The sequence below is a fragment of the Cognatundibacterium squillarum genome (assembly GCF_014652435.1).
Classification (GTDB): Bacteria; Pseudomonadota; Gammaproteobacteria; order Burkholderiales; family Burkholderiaceae_D; genus Undibacterium; species Undibacterium squillarum.
Genome location: NZ_BMYU01000002.1, coordinates 451279 through 470666, shown reverse-complemented (window position 1 = coordinate 470666; position 19388 = coordinate 451279). Strand labels below are relative to the sequence as shown.

The following is a 19388-nucleotide window of genomic DNA, read 5'->3' as shown; positions in this document are numbered from 1 at the left end:
GCCTTCAGAGTTAGTCAGCGCAAATTCACCGGACACTCTTTTCTGAAGCGATGGATTTTCAATCTCTTCTCAAAAACACCCCAAATGCGGATCTCCGCATACCAATCTTCCGGTCGTCGGCGGAAACTGCGGGTCTCCATAAGTGTTCCATGCGGACTTCTGCATAGTCCGCGCTTCCTCACCGCCTCACAGCGCATCACAGCAAGCTGACTTTATCGCAGCGTTTGCTGAACACCCCGCGCAGTAGCCGACTAGTTCTTTCGGACTAGGCGGGCTAGACCTTACGCCGTGGCGGCTTACCCGCATCGACGAATATTCACAGACGGACTTCATTTTTACACTGCTTACAGTGCCAACAGAGTGGGTTTTCCCACACCAAATGGAGTCAATAATGAGTCACTTTTTAGACAGACTGCGGTTTATGTCGCATGTGAAGTCGACATTCGCCAATGGCCACGGTGCCGTGGTCGACGAAGACCGTAAGTGGGAAAACGCCTATCGCAGCCGCTGGCAGCACGACAAAATCGTTCGTTCCACGCATGGCGTGAACTGTACCGGTTCCTGTTCCTGGAAAATTTATGTCAAAAACGGTTTGATTACCTGGGAAACCCAGCAAACCGACTATCCGCGCACTCGTCCGGATTTGCCGAATCATGAGCCGCGCGGTTGTCCGCGCGGTGCGTCTTACAGCTGGTATGTGTACTCTGCACAGCGCGTTAAATATCCGATGATCCGTGGTCGTTTAATGGAAATGTGGCGTGAAGCGCGCAAAACCATGGACCCGATCGCAGCATGGGAATCGATCAGCCAGAATCCGGAAAAAGCCAAACGCTATAAATCTGTGCGTGGTCTGGGTGGCTTTGTGCGTGCAGACTGGGATACGGCAGAGGAAATCATTGCCGCAGCGAATGCGTTTACCGTCAAAAAATTCGGCCCGGATCGTGTGATTGGCTTCTCGCCAATTCCGGCGATGTCCATGGTGTCGTATGCCGCCGGTGCGCGTTATCTGAGTCTGATCGGTGGTGCCTGCCTGTCATTCTATGACTGGTACTGCGATTTGCCGCCTGCCAGCCCGCAAATCTGGGGTGAACAGACGGACGTGCCGGAATCGGCGGACTGGTATAACTCCACATATCTGATGGTCTGGGGCTCCAACGTGCCGCAAACCCGTACACCGGACGCTCACTTCTATACCGAAGTGCGCTACAAGGGGACAAAAACGGTTGCAGTATCGTCTGACTTTGGTGAGATGGTGAAGTTCGGCGATATCTGGATGGCACCGAAGCAGGGTACGGATGCAGCGCTGGCGATGGCGATGGGCCATGTAGTGCTGAAAGAATTCCACCTGAACGGCAAATCCGATTATTTCCGTAGTTACGTGAAGCAGTACACCGATATGCCGGTGCTGGTGCGTTTGCAGTCACGCAACGGCCATTTTGTGCCTGACCAGTTCCTGCGTGCTTCGGAATTGCCGGGCGGACTGGGTGAAGCAAATAATCCGGACTGGAAAACCGTGGCGATTGATGCGGCGACCAATACGCTGGTCACGCCGAATGGTTCTGTCGGTTTCCGCTGGGGCGAAGACAAGCACAACAACGGTGAAAAAGTCGGCCGCTGGAATCTGGAAAGCAAAGATGGCGGCAGCGGTCGTGAAATCGATCCGGTGCTGAGTCTGGTGGACAGCAATGATGAAATTGCGACGGTTGGCTTCAGCTATTTCGGCGGCAAAGATGCATCCGATCTGTTGCTGCGCGAAGTACCGGTACGCCGCCTGACGCTGGCGGACGGTTCTGAAGCACTGGTCGCAACGGTGTATGACCTGACCATGGCCAACTACGGAGTTGATCAGGGTCTCGGTGGCACGGTAGCGTCTTCGTATGACGATGATGTGCCTTACACCCCGGCATGGCAGGAAAAACATACCGGCGTGAAACGCGAACTGGTGATTCAGGTAGCGCGTGAGTTTGCACAAAATGCGCACGACACCCACGGTAAGAGCATGGTGATTGTCGGTGCCGCGCTGAACCACTGGTACCACAACGATATGATTTATCGCGGCATCATCAATCTGCTGATGATGTGCGGCTGTGTTGGTCAGTCCGGCGGCGGCTGGGCGCATTATGTGGGTCAGGAAAAACTGCGCCCGCAATTCGGCTGGGCACCGCTGGCCTTTGCGCTGGACTGGGTACGTCCGCCACGCCAGATGAATGGCACCAGTTTCTTCTATGCGCATACCAGCCAGTGGCGTCATGAAAAACTGCATGTGGATGAAATCCTTGCGCCAACGGCGGATAAATCGAAATTCAGCCACATGAGCATGATTGATCTGAATGCGAAATCCGAGCGTCTGGGCTGGCTGCCATCGGCACCGCAACTGGAAACCAATCCGCTGGATATTTGTGATCAGGCGAAAGCAGCCGGTGCAGATCCGAAAGCTTTCCTGGCACAGGGACTGAAAAACGGTTCCATCCATATGAGCTGTGACGATCCGGATAATCCGAAAAACTTCCCGCGCAATATGTTCGTGTGGCGTTCGAATATTCTGGGCAGTTCCGGTAAAGGCCATGAATATTTCCTGAAATATCTGCTTGGTACACAAAACGCCTTGTTTGATGATGAAAACGAGGCGATTCGTCCGGCCGAAGTGAAATTCCGTGAAGAAGCGGCAGAAGGCAAACTGGATTTGCTGACAGTGCTGGATTTCCGTATGAGTACGACCTGCCTGTACGGCGATATCGTGCTGCCAACCGCAACATGGTATGAAAAAGATGATCTGAATACCTCAGATATGCATCCTTTCATTCATCCGCTGAGCGAAGCTGTGCAGCCTTTGTGGGAAAGCAAAAGCGACTGGGAAATTTACAAAGGCATCGCCAAAAAATTTACAGAAATCGGTGGCGAATATCTGGGTACCCGTCAGGACATCGTATTGCAGCCATTAATGCACGATACGCCGTCTGAACTGGGACAAGCATTTGAACCGAAAGACTGGAAAAAAGGCGAATGCGATCTGATTCCGGGCAAAACCGCACCGAACTTTGTGGTGGTGGAACGCGATTACCGTCAGATCTACAAAAAATTCACTTCGGTTGGGCCGCTGCTGGACAAACTGGGCAATGGCGGTAAAGGCATTAACTGGAATACCGAACATGAAGTGCATGAACTGGCAGACCTGAACAAACGGGTAGCCGATGCCGGTGTCAGTGAGGGTCGTCCGAAACTGGAAACTGCAATCGATGCGGCGGAAATGATTCTGACCTTCGCGCCGGAAACCAATGGCCATGTATCGGTAAAAGCCTGGGAAGCCCTCAGCAAAATCACAGGCCGTGATCATACGCATCTGGCTGTTGGCCGCGAGCACGACAAAATCCGTTTCCGCGATGTACAGGCGCAGCCGCGCAAGATTATTTCCGCACCGACCTGGTCGGGTCTGGAATCGGAAGAAGTCAGCTACAACGCCGGTTATACCAATGTGCATGAACTGATACCGTGGCGCACACTGACCGGTCGCCAGCAGTTCTATCAGGATCACCGCTGGATGCTGGAATTCGGTGAAGGCTTCTGCGTGTACAAACCGGCGATTGATACGAAGACGATTGAGCCGGTGCTGGAAAAAATGCCGAACGGTGAAAAAGAAATCGTACTGAACTGGATTACGCCGCATCAGAAATGGGGCATCCACTCCACGTATTCCGACAATCTGCGCATGCTTACCTTAAGCCGTGGCGGTCCGCACGTCTGGGTATCGGAGCAGGATGCGAAAAAAGCCGGACTGGTGGATAACGACTGGGTCGAAGTGTTCAACAGTAACGGTACGCTGACAGCACGTGTTGTAGTCAGCCAGCGTGTGCCGGATGGCATGTGTCTGATGTATCACGCACAGGAAAAAATCATCAATGTGCCGGGTGCAGAAACCAGTAAAAAACGCGGCGGTATCCATAACTCGGTGACCCGCGCAGTGCTGAAACCAACCCACATGATCGGCGGTTATGCGCAACAGGCCTATGGCTTTAACTACTACGGCACCGTCGGCAGTAACCGCGATGAATTCGTGGTGGTACGTAAGATGAAGCGTGTGGACTGGCTGGAAGGCAAACTGCAAGAACAAGGAGAAGCATCATGAGAATTCGTGCACAAGTCGGAATGGTGCTGAATCTGGATAAATGTATCGGCTGCCATACCTGCTCGGTCACGTGTAAAAACGTCTGGACCAGTCGCGATGGCGTGGAATACGCGTGGTTCAACAACGTGGAAACCAAGCCGGGTATCGGTTATCCGAAAGAATGGGAAAACCAGAAAAAATGGAATGGCGGCTGGAAGCGCAATGCGGAAGGTAAGCTGGAGCCGCGTCAGGGCAGCCGTCTGAAGATTCTGGCCAACATTTTTGCGAATCCGAATCTGCCTTCGATTGACGATTACTACGAGCCATTTACGTTTGATTACGAACATCTGCAAAAAGCGCCGTTGTCAGAAACGCCGCCGACTGCCCGTCCGGTGTCTGTGATTACCGGTAAAAAGATGGACAAAATCGTCTGGGGTCCGAACTGGGAAGACGATCTGGGTGGCGAGTTCAGTGCGCGCAGTAAAGATGCCTTGTTCGAAGGTTTGCAGAAGGAAATGTACAGCACTTTTGAATCGACCTTCATGATGTATTTACCGCGTTTGTGCGAACACTGTCTGAATCCGGCTTGTGTGGCATCCTGCCCGTCCGGTTCGATTTACAAACGCGAAGATGATGGCATTGTGCTGGTGGATCAGGATAAATGCCGTGGCTGGCGTATGTGTATCTCGGGTTGCCCGTATAAAAAGATTTATTACAACTGGAGCTCCGGTAAAGCTGAGAAATGTACCTTCTGCTTCCCGCGTATCGAAGCCGGTCAGCCGACGGTGTGTTCGGAAACCTGCGTAGGCCGTATCCGGTATTTGGGTGTGTTGCTGTATGACGCAGACAAAATCGAAGCAGCAGCTTCGGTTGCCGATGAGCGTGATCTGTATCAGGCGCAGCTGGATTGCTTCCTGAATCCGCACGATCCGGAAGTGCAGAAAATGGCACGCGAACAGGGTATTCCTGAAAGCTGGCTGATCTCCGCACAAAAATCGCCGGTGTACAAAATGGCGATGGACTGGAAGATCGCGTTCCCGCTGCATCCTGAATACCGCACGCTGCCTATGGTCTGGTATATCCCGCCGCTGTCTCCGATTCAGAAAGCCGCTGAGTCCGGTCGTATGGGAATGAACGGCATTATTCCGGATGTGGCTTCGTTGCGTATTCCGCTGCGCTATCTGGCAAATCTGCTGACGGCTGGCGATGAAGCGCCGGTACTGAAAGCACTGGAACGCCTGCTGGCAATGCGCGCATTCAAACGCGAGCAAAGCGTGCATGGCAAAACTGACGTGGCCTTGCTGCAGCAAACCGGCCTGACACCGGCACAGGTGGAAGATATGTACCAGATTCTGGCGATTGCGAATTACGAAGACCGCTTTGTCGTGCCTTCTTCTCACAAAGAAATGGTGGAAGACAGCTTCAATGAAAAAGGCAGCTGCGGCTTCACGTTTGGTAATGGTTGCAGTGGTGGCACATCCGACGGCACTCTGTTCGGCCGCAAGGCAGAGGGCAGTGTGATTTTTGTGGATATGCCGAAGTCGCGCAAAAAAGCGCTGGCAGATCAGGGTTAATCAGGAGGCTGAAATGAATATTTACCGCGTCATTTCAGCGCTGCTCAGCTATCCGGAAGCGGATATGCTGGCAGCCCTGCCTGAAATCCGGACTGTGGTGCAGACACTGGACGCACCGGTGGATTTGCCTGAAGTATTAGCGCCGCTGCTGGATTATCTGTCTGCACATGATCTGATCACGCTGCAGGAAAACTATGTGGCGACCTTTGACCGCAATCCTTCACAGGCTTTGCATTTGTTTGAACATATTCACGGTGAAAGCCGTGATCGTGGTCAGGCTATGGTGGATTTGCTGCAAGAGTATCAGCGCCGCGGCTTTGAGCCGGACAGCAATGAAATTCCGGATTACCTGCCTTTATTTCTGGAGTTTCTCAGCTGTATTCCGGCGGAGGAAGCCGAGCCTATGCTGGGCGAAGCCATCCACGTGATTGCAGCAATCGGTGCAAGGCTGCGCGATGTGCAGTCACCTTACGCGAATGTCTTACTGGTGCTGACAGCGTATACCGAAGTCGAACCGCGTCAGCAATCGATGCCGCCGGTACGCGACATGGATGAGGTGATGGAAAAATTCGGCCCCGGTGCCGATGGTACCGAGCCTTTGCTGAGGCCGGGTAAGGATGAGCAGGTGGTCCGCTTTTATCCGAAATCCGCCGCCAATTTTGAATCAACACAACGCGGGAGCGCATCATGAATTACCTGCATCAGTTTTTATACGGTATTTATCCTTATATCGCACTGGCGATTTTCCTGTTCGGCAGTCTGGCGCGTTTTGAGCGTGAACAATACACCTGGAAAAGCGATTCTTCACAAATGCTGCATACAGGTAATTTGCGTGCCGGCAATATCCTGTTTCACATCGGGATCATCGGTTTATTCTTTGGCCACATGGTGGGTTTGCTGACACCGGTTGCAGTGTGGGACAGCCTCGGTGTCAGCCATGGCTTTAAGCAAATGATCGCGATGGTCGCCGGTGGTGTGTTCGGTACGATGTGTCTGACCGGCTTGCTGATTCTGTTGCATCGCCGTTTTTCTGATGCACGTATTTCTGCAGTGACCCGCTTTGGCGATAAAGTGTTGCTGCTGTGGATACTGATCACGCTGGCACTGGGTTTATCAACGATCTTTGTTTCTGCCAGCCATCTGGACGGTCATATGATGGTGTTGTTTATGAGCTGGGCGCAACACATCTTCACTTTCCGCGCTGATGCTGCAGGATTTATCGAAGAAGCGCCGTTGCTGTTCAAGGCACATCTGTTTATGGGCATGACATTGTTTGTGATCTTCCCGTTCACCCGTCTGGTACACGTATGGAGTGGCTTTGCTTCGGTCACCTACCTGCGCCGTGCCTGGCAGCTGGTTCGTACACGCTGAGGAGTCGTCATGCCAGTTACGATCAATGGAATTGAACTCAGCGATGCAGACATGGAGCGTGAGCTGCCGCTGCATCAGGATCAGCCGAATCCGCTGGAAAGCGCTATGACTGCGCTGATTCTGCGCAATGTGCTGCAACAGGAAGCCGATAAGCTGGGTTTGCAGGGCGACGAAGAAACACGTATTTCCGCATTGCTGGATAAAGCGATACTTGTGCCGGAACCAACGCAGGAAGAATGCCTGAGTCATTATCAGCGCTTTCCGCAGCATTTCCGCAAGGGACAAATCGCCGAGGTGTCACACATTCTGTATCAGGTCACACCGCAGGTTGATCTGGAAGCCCTGCGTGCCCATGCGCTGGCGCAGCTGGCTGTATTGCAGGCAGATCCCTCACAGTTTGCGGCCATCGCGAAAGCACAGTCTAACTGCCCCTCGGGGCAGCAGGGTGGCAATCTGGGGCAGGTGACGCCGGGGCAAATGGTGCCGGAGTTTGATGCAGCCGTCTGGAAAGCTGAAGCAGGAACGCTGATACCTGCGCTGGTGGAAACACGCTTCGGTTTACACATCGTTGCGCTGGGAAATAAGGACGATGGCGTGCTGGTACCGTTTGAACTGGTTGCTTCGTCCATTGCCACCGCCTTACAGCAGCGTAGTTTTGAGCAAGCCTTGCAGGAATATCTGCGTCAGCTGGTCCGGCAAGCCGATATACGCGGCGCAGATTTTCTGCCGCAATTTCAGACCCAGTCTTCAGGAGTAGCGTATGCGAACTGATATCCCGCATCTGGTCAGTGAACACCGCGAATGCGATGAATTATTGCATCGTGCAGAAAATGCCTTAAACGATGGTCAGCTGACCGAAGCGCTGGTATTGCTGAACCGGTTTTCCGATATGCTGAACCGGCATTTGCTGGAGGAAGAGCAGGACTGGTTCCCTGCCTTTGAAAAGCAAACCGGCATGACAAGCGGCCCGACCATGGTGATGCGGACTGAACATGCCGATATTCGTGACATGGCAGCACAGGCAAGCAGTGCGGCGAATGCAGGACAAATGGAAGAGGCGCTGGCTGCAATTGATACGCTGAATGTGTTGCTGCAGCAGCATAATGTGAAGGAAGAAAATATCCTGTATCCGATGCTCGAGCGGGTACTGGGCGCAAAAGCAGAAGGCAGTGCCTGCTGTGGCGGCTGTACCTGTTCCGGATAATTGTCAGTTGCATGACCCTGCCTAAAACCCTCAGTTACGATCTGGCGCCGGATCCGCCTGTCGTGTTTTTCTGTCTGGTGCCTGCACCGTTGCTGAGTGCGGGTGCCGGAATCTGGCTGGCATTTGCTCCGGCGCAGGGTTTTCCTGAGCGGTTTTCCGGACTGACGCTGGCGCTGGTGCACTGGATGATGCTGGCAGTGGCGTTGCCAGTGATGCTGGGTGCGCTGATGCAATTGCTGCCGGTGGTGGCCGCCGTTCGTCTGCGTGCGCCACGAATCATCCGCATCATGCTGGCGCCGTTGTGCTGGCTGACAGCAGCTTCGGTGATCGCAGGCTTCAGCGGTATGACGGAACATACGCAGTCGGCTTTTTCGCTCGCCGCCGTTAGCGGTAGTGTTCTGTTGTGCGTCACCGTATTTGTGTTCTTTGCAGCAGTACGCAGCGTTGATGTGGTCGATAACACGACGCTGACGCTGCGCTATATCCCGCTGGCCTTATGTGTAGTGCTGTTTGCCGGTGTTCTGATGGCGGCCGTTTTCGGCAATCTGGCGCTGCCTGCTTTGTCAGTAGGCTGGTTACTGAATGTGCATGTTGGTGTTGCCAGTGTCGCCTGGCTGGCAGCATTGCTGGCAGGAATCGCTTCGACAACGGTGCCGATGTTCTGGCAAACACCGCGCCCACATCACTGGTTTCAAAAACTCTTCCCTGCCAGTTTCTGGCTGACTTCCGTTTTATTACTGCTTCCCGTATCGCAGACGTTTGCACTGTTGTGTATGAGCATTGCCGTGATTGTCTGTGCAAGCTGGTCTTTGCTGGCCTTGTTAAAAGCGAAACGGCGTAATGATCCCGGTTACCTGTTGTGGTTGTTTGCCTGCGCTGGCTGGATCACGGGAGCGATGATCACGTTTGCTTTGCACTGCGACTGGCTGACCGACAGTAACTGGCAATGGCTTGCCGGTGTGCTGGTGCTGGTTGGCGGTGTGTGGTTGCCGGTGAATGCGATGCTGGTCAAAATCATACCGTTTCTGGTATTTTTGCATTTACGCAGACGCTTACCTGCGCGTAGCAAGATTCCGCCTATGCAAATACTGTTGCCGGTAAAGCAAGCACGCTGGCAAGCGAAAGCGCAGATCGTCTGTTTGTTGTTACTGCTTGCTATACCTTTGCAGACCGGGCAGCTGCGCGTTGCTGCCGGTCTGGGATTCGCATTCACTCAGATCTGGCTGGGGGCATTATTGTTGCGGGTATTGTGGAAATTCCGCGTGTTGCAAAAGACCTGAGAACTCCGGATAACATTGATTTCCTGCATTATTTTTATTAATAAGGATATTAATAAAATAATTTTACGTGTTTTTACGTATGAAAAAAATGTCTCTTTTCGAAAAAAGTTCTTGACCGTTTTTTAAAGTCGATTTACAGTAGATCACATGAAATCTCAAAAGCACATCACCGTTGCGCAACAAACAGAAGCCGGCAAACAGCTGGCTGTGACTGTTTCCGCACTGATGCTGCTATCCCTACTAGTTATCCTAGCGCTACGACTAAGCTGATTTGCTGCGTCGTCTGAAGTGCCTGCACTTCACCAGGTTCCGCCAGCCGGAATCCATTCCAACCCGGTACACAATAGCGTTTCATCCAGTCACCAGCGTGACTGACAGGATAACAACATGATCATTTTTTTCAGCTTACTGACAGTTTCTCTGCTGCACACCGTCTTCGCCGGCCGTAAGTCCGCATCACTACGACTAACGCGCGGCTGACCGGCCTCGTGTCCCGTGGCAGCCGGTCGCCTCTGACGCCACAAATCTTAATTTAATTATTTAATTTTAAAATCAGGATCAGCTATCGCTGAGGGCTTGCTGCATCCTGATCGTCAGAGAACAGCCATGATCACAACGCCATCCGTAAAATACCGACCAGCCGCCACAGTGAATTTGCCGGACCGCCAGTGGCCTTCGCAACGTATAACCGCTGCACCGGTATGGATGAGTACGGATTTGCGTGATGGCAATCAATCGCTGATTGAACCTATGAGCATCGCGCAGAAACTGCGGTTTTTTAAGATGCTGGTACAGATCGGTTTTAGAGAAATTGAAGTGGCGTTTCCTTCAGCATCTGACACGGAATTTCAGTTCGTACGTGAACTGATCAGCGGCGGCCATATTCCCGATGATGTGACGATAGAAGTGCTGACACAGGCGCGTGAAGACTTGATCCGGCGCACGATTGATGCGGTCGAGGGCGCGAAAAGTGTGATCGTCCATTTGTATAACCCTGTTTCTCCGAGCTTCCGGCGTATCGTCTTCGGAAAAAGCCGTGCCGAAATTCTGGCGCTGGCAAGCACCGGCACGCAGTTAATCCGTGAACTGACGGATGCGCGGCCTGCAACCAGCTGGCGTTATGAGTATTCGCCGGAAACTTTCAGCATGGCGGAACTGGATTTTTCGCTCGAAGTCTGCGATGCCGTCAGTGATATCTGGTGTGCTGATCGCCACAGCGAAACGGACATCATCATTAATTTGCCAGCCACAGTCGAAGTGTCCACGCCGAATGTCTACGCGGATCAGATTGAATGGATGCACCGCCATTTAAAACGACGGGCACAAACCGTATTGTCCGTCCATCCACATAATGATCGCGGTACCGGCATCGCTGCGGCTGAGCTGGCGCTGATGGCGGGGGCAGACCGTGTTGAGGGTTGTCTGTTCGGTAACGGTGAACGTACCGGCAATGTGGATATTGTGACGCTTGCCCTGAATCTGTATACCCAGGGCATTGTGCCGGGACTGGATTTTTCGGACATCGATGCAGTACGCGCCGTCGTGGAAGGTATTAACCGCATTCAGGTGCATCCGCGCCATCCTTACGCGGGCGATCTGGTGCATACCGCTTTCTCAGGATCACATCAGGATGCGATACGCAAAGGCTTTGCACAGCAGCAACCGGATCAGTTCTGGGAAGTGCCTTACTTACCCATCGATCCGCAGGATATCGGCCGCAGTTATGACGCAGTGATTCGTGTCAACAGCCAGTCCGGCAAAGGTGGCATGAGTTATTTGCTGGAGCAGGCTTACGGCATCAGTTTGCCACGCCGTATGCAGATCGCACTGAGCCGCGAAGTACAAAAGGTGGCAGACGCCACCGGCGCTGAAGTCAGTGCCGACACAGTTTTTCAGGTGTTTTCGCAAGTGTATTTGCAAACGCCACATCATCTCGCTTATCAAGCACATCAGGTTCTGGATCACAGAACATCGCCATCAGACGCCGCGCAATTATCGTTGCGTACGGATCTGCTGTTGCACGGCCAGCCACGAGCGGTCATTGCGGCAGGCTCTGGCTTTCATGACGCCTGTCAGCAAATGCTGAACAATCTCGGATTTAAGGTGCAGTCGGCGCAGTGGACTGTGATGCCGGATAAAAATGCGCACGGCAAAGTGTACGTGATTGCTGAAATTCATACCGATCAGGGTTTTGCCTGCGGTGTGGCGCATCATCAGGACACCGAAGCGGCAGCGATCAGTGCTGTGTTTGCCGCAGTTTCGGCGCAAATACCGCAGCCAGAAATACAGGCAGCAGCGTAAATAGCGGCTATTCCGGCTTACTTGAAAAGGCAGCAGACGCTGCCTTTTTCATTTTGCGAGACAACAAACCTGATGCCCGGAAAACACTTACACTACAGGATGCGCGGTAAATTCCGCATCCGGCTTCAGTTTTCAGCTTCATCGTTCATTCATACAGGAGAAAAAGATGAGTCAGCATCTGGCAAGTATCGTTTGGCAGCGTGGTGAGCAGGTTTTCAGTGACAATCAGTACAGCCGCGCCCATGAGTGGCAGTTTGACGGCGGTTTACGGGTTCCTGCATCGTCCGCACCGTCCTCCGTTCCTTTGCCGATGTCAGTCGCTGAAAACGTTGATCCTGAAGAGGCCGTTGTTGCGGCGCTGGCCAGTTGCCATATGCTGTTCTTTCTCGCATTCGCCTGCAAAAAAGGCTACATCGTTGATCATTATGAAGATCATCCGGTCGGCACGATGGAAAAAAACGAGCGTAACCGCCTGTATCTGGCGAATATAGTGTTGCAGCCGAAAGTGACTTTTTCCGGCGATAGCCAGCCGGATCAGGCAGCGATTAATGCCTTACATGAACTCTCGCATGATCATTGCTACATCGCGAATTCGCTGAAGGCTAACGTGGTAATTAAGCCGCTGTGAAATTGCCCGGACAACAGAGTGATCGCTGCTGAGCCTTGGCGCGGTCACTCTGAATGAAGTTTAAGTTCTCAGGCGAGATGATCAGTTTTTTGCATTTCGCGGCGTATTCCTGTCAGCAAATCGTCTTGTGTAATGATGTCTGAGCCGCGTTGTAAAGCAATCAGACAGGCACTGCGTAAGACATTGATGACAGAGCCACCAGTGATTTCGTATTGATCTGCAATTTTTTCCAGATCGATACTTGTATCCTGTTTTACCGGGTTATCGAAAGCTTTACGCCAAAGCCGCAGACGTTCACCTGCATCCGGAGCAGGGAAATGAATTGCGGAATGTAAACGGTGCATCAATGCGCTGCTGAACGGATTTTTTTGATTTGCAGCCAGAAGTACAACACCCGGATAACTGTTTATGTGCTGCCAAAGACACGCTATAGTCTGTGGAATATTACTTTGGTAATCCGGGCAACCCCCATTGCTTAACAGGTCTGCCTCATCCAGATAGAGTATCCATCGATTGACCGCAGCCAGCTCAAACAGGTTTTCCAGATGTGCTTCCGCATCTTCAGGGGATGCAGAGATGACGAGGGCAACAGAAATTTTGTAAACTCTGAGGCCTGCGCTCTTTCCTAGCAGACTGGCTGTCAACTTCTTACCTGCACCGGGTGGCCCATAGAACAAGCTCCGATAGCCAGGTTGAATAAATTTATTCAGATGCCAGTCGTGCATCAGCTTTTCTGCGTTTACTGTCCAAGTGAGAATTTCTTGTGCAGCCTGCATGGTGGAATCGCAAAGGACGAGATCATCCCACGACAGTGCTGTTTCCAGTCGCTGTGCAGGGAACCGCGTAGATAAGGGCGGATCACTCTCTTCACCGGTCAGAATAAAGGCTAATTTTTCGGGGCGGATTTTTAAGGGCGCAGAAAATACAGAGAATCCGGTAGCGGTGATATTTCCGGCTGTAGCAAAATCGAGTATCCCGGTGCTGTAAAAAAAATGTGTGGTTTCGAACAATGCCGCTAATGCGAACCGGCGCGTCAGACTTTCGCCTGCCAGAATAAAGACAGCAGTTTCTACGCTTGGCAGAAAGCCGGTTCCGGAATTGTCCGGCACTCCGCCAAACTCTGTAAACCCGCGATCCATCGCGGTATTTTTTAGCAGAAAGGGGGCCAGTAACTGTGGTCGGAGGACCGGTGCCAGTGCCAGAATCAGGATCAGTCTTTCACTGGTGCTCATGCAGTGCTGGCGCACAAGCTTCGCGTATGGAGAGGGATCATCATCAACAGGCGGAGGCAATAGTTCGGATATGTCGCGATGGACGCATTCCTGACCGAAATACAGGCTGATGGCGGTGTCTATCATTTCTGCGCACCAGGTCAGTTCGCGTTCAAGTGTGGCGGCGTTGGCCGCAGCAGTATTTGTCATTTCCAATCCACTGTTAAGTCAGTTTGCATCCGGGGAAGTCGGATCAACGTCATATTGAAGGGAAAATCCTTCAACTGCACATCGTAAGCTTCAGATTCGACTTGCAAATGCCAGTGCGCAGTGTCTTTGTACAGACTGGCGTTGCGCAGTATAAAATAGCCACGCAATGCGTCAACAGACGAATCCCGAATCGTGCTTCAGTTGTATAAAATAGCCTGAAGTTCTCATCCGGATACAAATCGTTCAATGATAGTCATCGGCATTACTGCCGGCAGTTGTGCTTCCGGTGCAAGTCCGCAGAGTATTTTATTCAGATATTGACTACGCATTGCGACTGACACGGGCAGAAAAATACTTCTTCAGTGACGCTTACAATGGTGCTGCCGCCCGTGGCAAAGTCAGAACAAAACACACCCCGTCATCCAGATTGCTGACGCTGATCGTGCCGCCCATTTTCGCCATATAGGTTTTCGCAACGAACAGGCCCTGACCGCGCTGGCCCATTGCGCCGGCTTCAGCCTGATCCGAAACACCGTATTCAAAAATTTTATCGATCATTTCTTCAGGAATTCGCGGGCCACGGTTTTGAATACGGATCACTGCATAGCGTTCATCCGCCTGTAATCCGATTTCAATGGCGGTATCCGGCAGGCGGTAACGCAGCGCATTGTTCAGGATGTGACTGAACACATCTTCCAGCGAATGTGCATCGGCCTTAATCCAGATGTTTTGTTCCGCGGCAGGGCGCGGTTCAGTCCAGATCAGATCCGCTATTCCTGCGTCCGGCGCATATTCGATCAGAGTGCTCACGAACTGCTGCAACACCAGCGGCGCAATATCCAGCACACTGGCCTGAAATGCTTCAGAAGGGGAAGCGTTGCCGTACAGGATAGTCAGCGCCTGTTGCATACGCTGCAGATAACGCAGGCTTGGATCATCCTCGCGCTGATGTAATGCTAGCAAAGACTGCAGCGGTGACATGATTTCGTGCCCGACCGCATGCCACATATCTTTTTCCTGAGCAGCGCGGATTTGTTCCCGTTCCAGATCTTCGCGCACGCGGCGCAGCAAATCCTGCAGACAGCTGGCCAGTACGCCCAGTTCATCAGCGCTGCGTAAGTCATTCAGATTAAACTGATCGATACCCTGACTGGCTTTGACGTGGCTGGATAAGGCTTTGGCGCGTTTTGACAGTAAAGTGATGCGGCGCATGATATTCACTTCCAGTAAACCCCATGCCAGCAACAAAGCCAGCAGCATCGCAGCTACATACCAGCTGATACGCGCTGCCACGATGGTCAGATTCTGCAGGGCACTGCGCTGATCGCCGGTCAGGCTGAATTCCACCGGAAACGCCGCGGTGTTCAGCACTTCTTTGCGCTCCAGCCGCCAGATACGTTTTTCCACTGGCAGCCAGTTTATTAAACGAATTAATAAAGCCTTCTGATCCAGCGCCTGTGCGCTGTCTCCCTGCAATTGCAGATACGATTTTTGCTGATCCAGCCTGCGGATTTCAATTTTTTCACCGGCCAGCAAATGCTGCTGTAAATCGCGCAGAGAAAAAATTCCGCTGCGGTTTTCATGGTCGCTGTCCAGCAATACCTGCTCACTGTTGGCCGCTTTGATTTGCGCATGAATACGCAGACGATTCAGATCAGTCGGCGGCCATGCCGGATTGCGGTTGGTGTAAATGGCCGCCTGCCATTGTGGAATTGCGATGCGCACAGAAAAGAAAGCAGTGCGCTGGCACTGGCTTTCATCGCCATTGGCCGGTGGCTGATTACAACGTCCCTGTTGCCAGACCAATGCACGAAAGTCTTTGTACGGCTTACTTTTACCTGCTTCCAGATCGCTGACCAGAAAACCAGTGAAGCGTCCGCGTAATACGGGTGCGGCATTGTTTTTACTGGCGTCCGCTTCGAACGGGGCGATCCAGTGAAAGTCCTGATCATCCACATTCAGGGTCAATTCCAGCCGGTCTGCTTTACTCAGATCGCGTTCGCCGCGTTCATGTTCGGTCAGTGCAGGCGCATTGAAATGCCCTGCCAGATACAGGAAGGCACCGCCCCACGGGCTGTTACCGATGCCGGCGCATAAATCACCGTTTTCGCCGTATTGCTGCAGACACCCGGACATCGCAATCGCTTGCTGCACCTTGCTCTGATCATCAAAATCCAAAGCAGCGAATGGCAAAATCACCGGATGCAGGCCGGTGCTGGCTTCGTTCAGCATGCCGGGATTCAGCAAAGCCAGTTGCCCGCTGGGATGGCGCAGTAGCGCGGATAACTGTTGCTGGGTTTTATCAAAATGCGTCTGGTAAGCATCCAGCGCAAGTTGTTTTTCCTGTTGCAGCAGCGATAAAGCCAGCGCTACCGTGGCAATCGCCAGCAGTAAAAAAATACCGCGAAAGACAATACGCAGCCGGTAAGCTGCCAGCCACAGGCGCTTCATTCGCTCACCCAGCGGAAGCCGCGCAATGGCACGTTTTCAATCAGATTAAAGTTCGCATCAATTTCGCGGAAGGCGTCGCGGATAGTGGACACATGCTTACGGATATTTTCGCGGTTGCGTCCGCTTTTCACCACTTCGTATAAATCGTCATAAGTGACGACCTGTCCCTGATGTTCCAGCAACACCGCAAGAATACGCTGCGCTGTCAGCGGCAGATTCACGCGCTGGCCGCGCCAGATCGGATTACGCTGGCGTAAAGGATCAAGGCTGATGCTGACCGGTTCCGGTGCTGCTTTTTGCTGTGATTTTTTTTCACGCACGGCACGCAAAATTTCCAGCAGTGTCTCGATGAAATCATCTTCGCTGAAAGTGGCTTTTTGCAGATAATCCCAGGCATCCAGCGCTTTCATGATGCTGCGGTAGATGGTGGCAGGCATCGCAGATACCACCAGCACCGGCGTCGCGCTGTGCTTATTGATCGCATTGATGATGGCGACACCGGCATGCCGTTCGCGCCCGAGCTCAATATCCAGAATCACCAGATCGTAGTGTTCGCGCAGCAAGGCAGCTTCGGCATCGTCGCGGTTAAACCACTGATCCACCCGCGCTTCCGGTTTGGCAGCATTAATCCACTGGCGCAACTGGTTACTGGTCGGTTCGTCGTCTTCTATCAGGGCGATCTTGATCATGATGGCTTGGCAAATATAGCAATCTGCCAAGCCTAAACGGAGTGCCGTAAAAAAGCCAGCCATCCGGCTGTGAGTGTTTCTTCACAGGCGACCGGCGGCGGTCATTTCGGGCAAAAAACAGGCTGAATGCTGTGTTCAGCACAGCAATCCGGCTGTCGTCGGCAGAAAGTCTGGTTGTCCGGAAAACAGAAATGACGATATTTGCACATCCAGACTGTTCAAAGTCTGGCGACGCTTTTCCATCAAGGACTGTTGAGGTGATTAATAGTGTCGTAGTCTCTGTCTATGTTCCTGAATGGAAGCAGTATATGGATGTTGATAAGACAGCATTTAAAATGGAAAACCTGTTTGATGAAGTATCAAACATTGTATTGACCAAACCTCAAGTTTTTACAAAAAGCGCAATTGAATTAAAGAGTGTGCCAGCGTTTCATTCGCAATATGGATTTCCTGAATCGGTATTTATTGATAAAACAAAAGGCCAATGTGACGAATATTTAATTACTGTTTCAGATTTTAAACGTTTGTAAGCGACTCTTTCTCCTCACGCATCCTTCTCATACTCCGCATCAATCAATGGAAATCAAACACTGGAAATTCCATTTGTTTGAAATGATGCAAATAACTAAAAAGGGGATGATTACCCATCTTTAGTGCGCCATTGCACTCAACAGTTCTTTACTTAGAACTATTGCCGAAAAACTTGATGCAGGGCGTTTTGTATTGAAACTCAATTACTACATCAAGGTAGTTGAGATTGTTCCCAAAATTAGGAACCTTGGCATTTGGATTGTCACTTTTGACAACGACTTTCGTTACAGCTGAACCGTATTTTTTCTCTACCTGCATATCTATTTTATTTATTTCCGCAGAGAAGTCGCTATTAACCTCATCGAAGGATTTCTGTTGGTTTTCAGCTAGAGTTTTTGCCTTGTCAAACGCCAATTTTTCTAGTTTGATAAGATCTTGCCCGCCAATCATAAGCTGATGAGAATGGATAGCGTTTGCCATCGATGCACATTTTACTGATTGAGAATACGTTGGTGTGTCAGTATTACTTGTGGTTTGACTTTGGATGATGGTCGAGCTGTTGTTGTTTGAGACGCATGCACATATTGAGAAGCAAAGTGTGAATATACCAACGATTCTAGTTTTCATTACTTACCTTTATTTTAGATGTCTATAGCTAACTGTAGTGGTCAACTAATTTTGGTCACATCGTTATAGCCAAGCCAACAACTGTGCTCGGCTTCGTTGGATGCCAAACCACCATTATGGTGATGCGGTCTGAGCTGGCTGTTGTGGCACAGACTGTAATCCAGTATTGCCTTCTCAGCTTGCACAAATGAACCGTAGCACGTAGGGCGCATTAAAATGCGTCGAACCCTGTTATTTTAACATTTTAACATCAAAATGCGGTGTTCAGCACAGCGCCCCGGCGCTCGTCGGCAGAAAATCCGGTTGTCCGGAAAACAGAAATGACGATATTTGCACAGATGTCAGAACCAACCGCTGTTTTACGTTTTTTAGCCGCAACCCGGTATCACACTCAATCGGCGCATTGCAATGCGCTCTACGAGGTAGGGGATACGCCTCACGGACTTTGGCTCATCTTCCGCGTGGGCACAAGAGCGGTGCCTGTCCTACTTGGCTGCGTTACGCTTTACCGCGTTATCTTGTGTTCGTCGAAATTCCAAAACAGCATGACTCTAACCTTTACCGACTCCCCACAAATTCGGGTGATTTCTATCCTGAATTTTTAAACGCATCGTTAAAAAAAATTCTTTGATTAGCATTTTTATTGCGCGAAAAACTTTTCCTGAAGAGATAGCAATGCTCGCCAAATACCGATAGGCAAGCGGAAACCCTCCGGTTGCAGCCGTTAAAAAAAACTGCTCAGCCTCTTCTAGATTTTTTTCACTACCAACACCAAACATACTCATTATTCCTAAGTAAATACCAGCCTGAGGAACATCATTGATATAAGCTTTATTTAAATGAATCTGGGCTTGAGACACATCCCTTTTAACCGTCACACTTCCTTCAAAGTACATCCGTCCGAGACCAAGGTGCGCAATAGGATCATCACTTTCAAAAATCGATTTACGATACCATTTAGCTGCCTCTTCTAAGTCTCTCTTGAATTCACATTTGTGGTGCTTGTATCCGGTTTCATACAGTTCTGCAATACGTGCAGTTATTTGCCAAACTCCCGCTTGCTCCATTTCCTGAAAGATTAAAATCACCTTCAGAATATCTCCTACAGTTAAGGCTTGCTCAGCTTTCTCACGTAGAGAATCGATATAACTTTCATCTAAATTCATAGTATGAGCTTCCCTTGGTATTTAGTTCACCATCAGGTAAATC

At 51.3% G+C, this 19388-nt stretch carries 16 protein-coding genes; 10 read left to right on the top strand and 6 right to left on the bottom strand.

Translation table 11 applies throughout. The annotated features are described in order from the left end of the window. Positions 1-391 precede the first annotated feature (391 nt). The 9 genes from IE092_RS06285 (at position 392) to IE092_RS06245 (ending at position 12460) form a co-directional block, all read left to right on the top strand. Positions 392-4123, top strand: a complete 3732-nt coding sequence (locus tag IE092_RS06285) for a nitrate reductase subunit alpha (RefSeq protein ID WP_189356176.1) — start codon at positions 392-394, stop codon at positions 4121-4123. Next, positions 4120-5676, top strand: a complete 1557-nt coding sequence (gene narH, locus IE092_RS06280) for a nitrate reductase subunit beta (protein ID WP_189356175.1) — start codon at positions 4120-4122, stop codon at positions 5674-5676. Before IE092_RS06285 ends, narH begins: the two co-directional genes overlap by 4 nt. A 13-nt stretch (positions 5677-5689) precedes the next feature. Further along, positions 5690-6367 (top strand): nitrate reductase molybdenum cofactor assembly chaperone, encoded by a 678-nt coding sequence (gene narJ / locus IE092_RS06275; protein ID WP_189356174.1) that lies wholly within the window; start codon positions 5690-5692, stop codon positions 6365-6367. Further along, positions 6364-7047, top strand: a complete 684-nt coding sequence (gene narI / locus IE092_RS06270) for a respiratory nitrate reductase subunit gamma (RefSeq protein WP_189356173.1) — start codon at positions 6364-6366, stop codon at positions 7045-7047. Before narJ ends, narI begins: the two co-directional genes overlap by 4 nt. Positions 7048-7056: 9 nt before the next feature. After that, a complete protein-coding gene (locus tag IE092_RS06265; RefSeq protein WP_189356172.1) occupies positions 7057-7818 on the top strand; it encodes a peptidylprolyl isomerase in 762 nt (253 codons plus the stop codon). Further along, the gene (locus tag IE092_RS06260; RefSeq protein ID WP_189356171.1) at positions 7808-8251 is read left to right on the top strand and encodes a hemerythrin domain-containing protein; all 444 of its coding nucleotides are present in this window, start codon (positions 7808-7810) and stop codon (positions 8249-8251) included. Before IE092_RS06265 ends, IE092_RS06260 begins: the two co-directional genes overlap by 11 nt. Positions 8252-8262: 11 nt before the next feature. Then, entirely contained in the window at positions 8263-9531 is a 1269-nt protein-coding gene (locus IE092_RS06255) for a hypothetical protein (protein ID WP_189356170.1), read from the top strand. Positions 9532-10137: 606 nt separating this feature from the next. Then, positions 10138-11832, top strand: a complete 1695-nt coding sequence (locus tag IE092_RS06250) for a 2-isopropylmalate synthase (RefSeq protein WP_189356169.1) — start codon at positions 10138-10140, stop codon at positions 11830-11832. A gap of 166 nt (positions 11833-11998) precedes the next feature. Next, positions 11999-12460 (top strand): OsmC family protein, encoded by a 462-nt coding sequence (locus tag IE092_RS06245; RefSeq protein ID WP_189356168.1) that lies wholly within the window; start codon positions 11999-12001, stop codon positions 12458-12460. Between the two features lie 68 nt (positions 12461-12528). Here the strand turns inward: IE092_RS06245 and IE092_RS06240 are convergent, their stop codons facing one another. From IE092_RS06240 to IE092_RS06230, 4 genes are all read right to left on the bottom strand, one after another. Next, entirely contained in the window at positions 12529-13470 is a 942-nt protein-coding gene (locus IE092_RS06240; RefSeq protein WP_189356167.1) for an ATP-binding protein, read from the bottom strand. Positions 13471-13877: 407 nt separating this feature from the next. After that, positions 13878-14072 carry a contractile injection system tape measure protein gene (locus tag IE092_RS19040; RefSeq protein WP_373295322.1) on the bottom strand — a complete coding sequence of 65 codons (195 nt, stop codon included), beginning with the start codon at positions 14070-14072 and terminating at the stop codon, positions 13878-13880. A 178-nt stretch (positions 14073-14250) separates the two neighbouring features. Next, positions 14251-16332, bottom strand: coding sequence for a sensor histidine kinase (locus tag IE092_RS06235; protein WP_189356166.1), 2082 nt, complete (start codon positions 16330-16332; stop codon positions 14251-14253). Beyond that, positions 16329-17021, bottom strand: coding sequence for a response regulator transcription factor (locus IE092_RS06230; RefSeq protein ID WP_189356165.1), 693 nt, complete (start codon positions 17019-17021; stop codon positions 16329-16331). The genes IE092_RS06235 and IE092_RS06230 overlap by 4 nt, the downstream gene beginning before the upstream one ends. A gap of 191 nt (positions 17022-17212) precedes the next feature. Here IE092_RS06230 and IE092_RS06225 point away from each other — a divergent pair, with 191 nt between their 5' ends. Then, the gene (locus IE092_RS06225; RefSeq protein WP_189356164.1) at positions 17213-17551 is read left to right on the top strand and encodes a DUF6174 domain-containing protein; all 339 of its coding nucleotides are present in this window, start codon (positions 17213-17215) and stop codon (positions 17549-17551) included. Positions 17552-17699: 148 nt separating this feature from the next. On the opposite strand, the gene IE092_RS06220 is transcribed toward IE092_RS06225, so the two are convergent. Beyond that, positions 17700-18032, bottom strand: a complete 333-nt coding sequence (locus IE092_RS06220) for a hypothetical protein (RefSeq protein ID WP_189356163.1) — start codon at positions 18030-18032, stop codon at positions 17700-17702. Positions 18033-18730: 698 nt separating this feature from the next. Continuing rightward, positions 18731-19345 (bottom strand): tetratricopeptide repeat protein, encoded by a 615-nt coding sequence (locus tag IE092_RS06215; protein WP_189356162.1) that lies wholly within the window; start codon positions 19343-19345, stop codon positions 18731-18733. Positions 19346-19388: the final 43 nt, after the last annotated feature.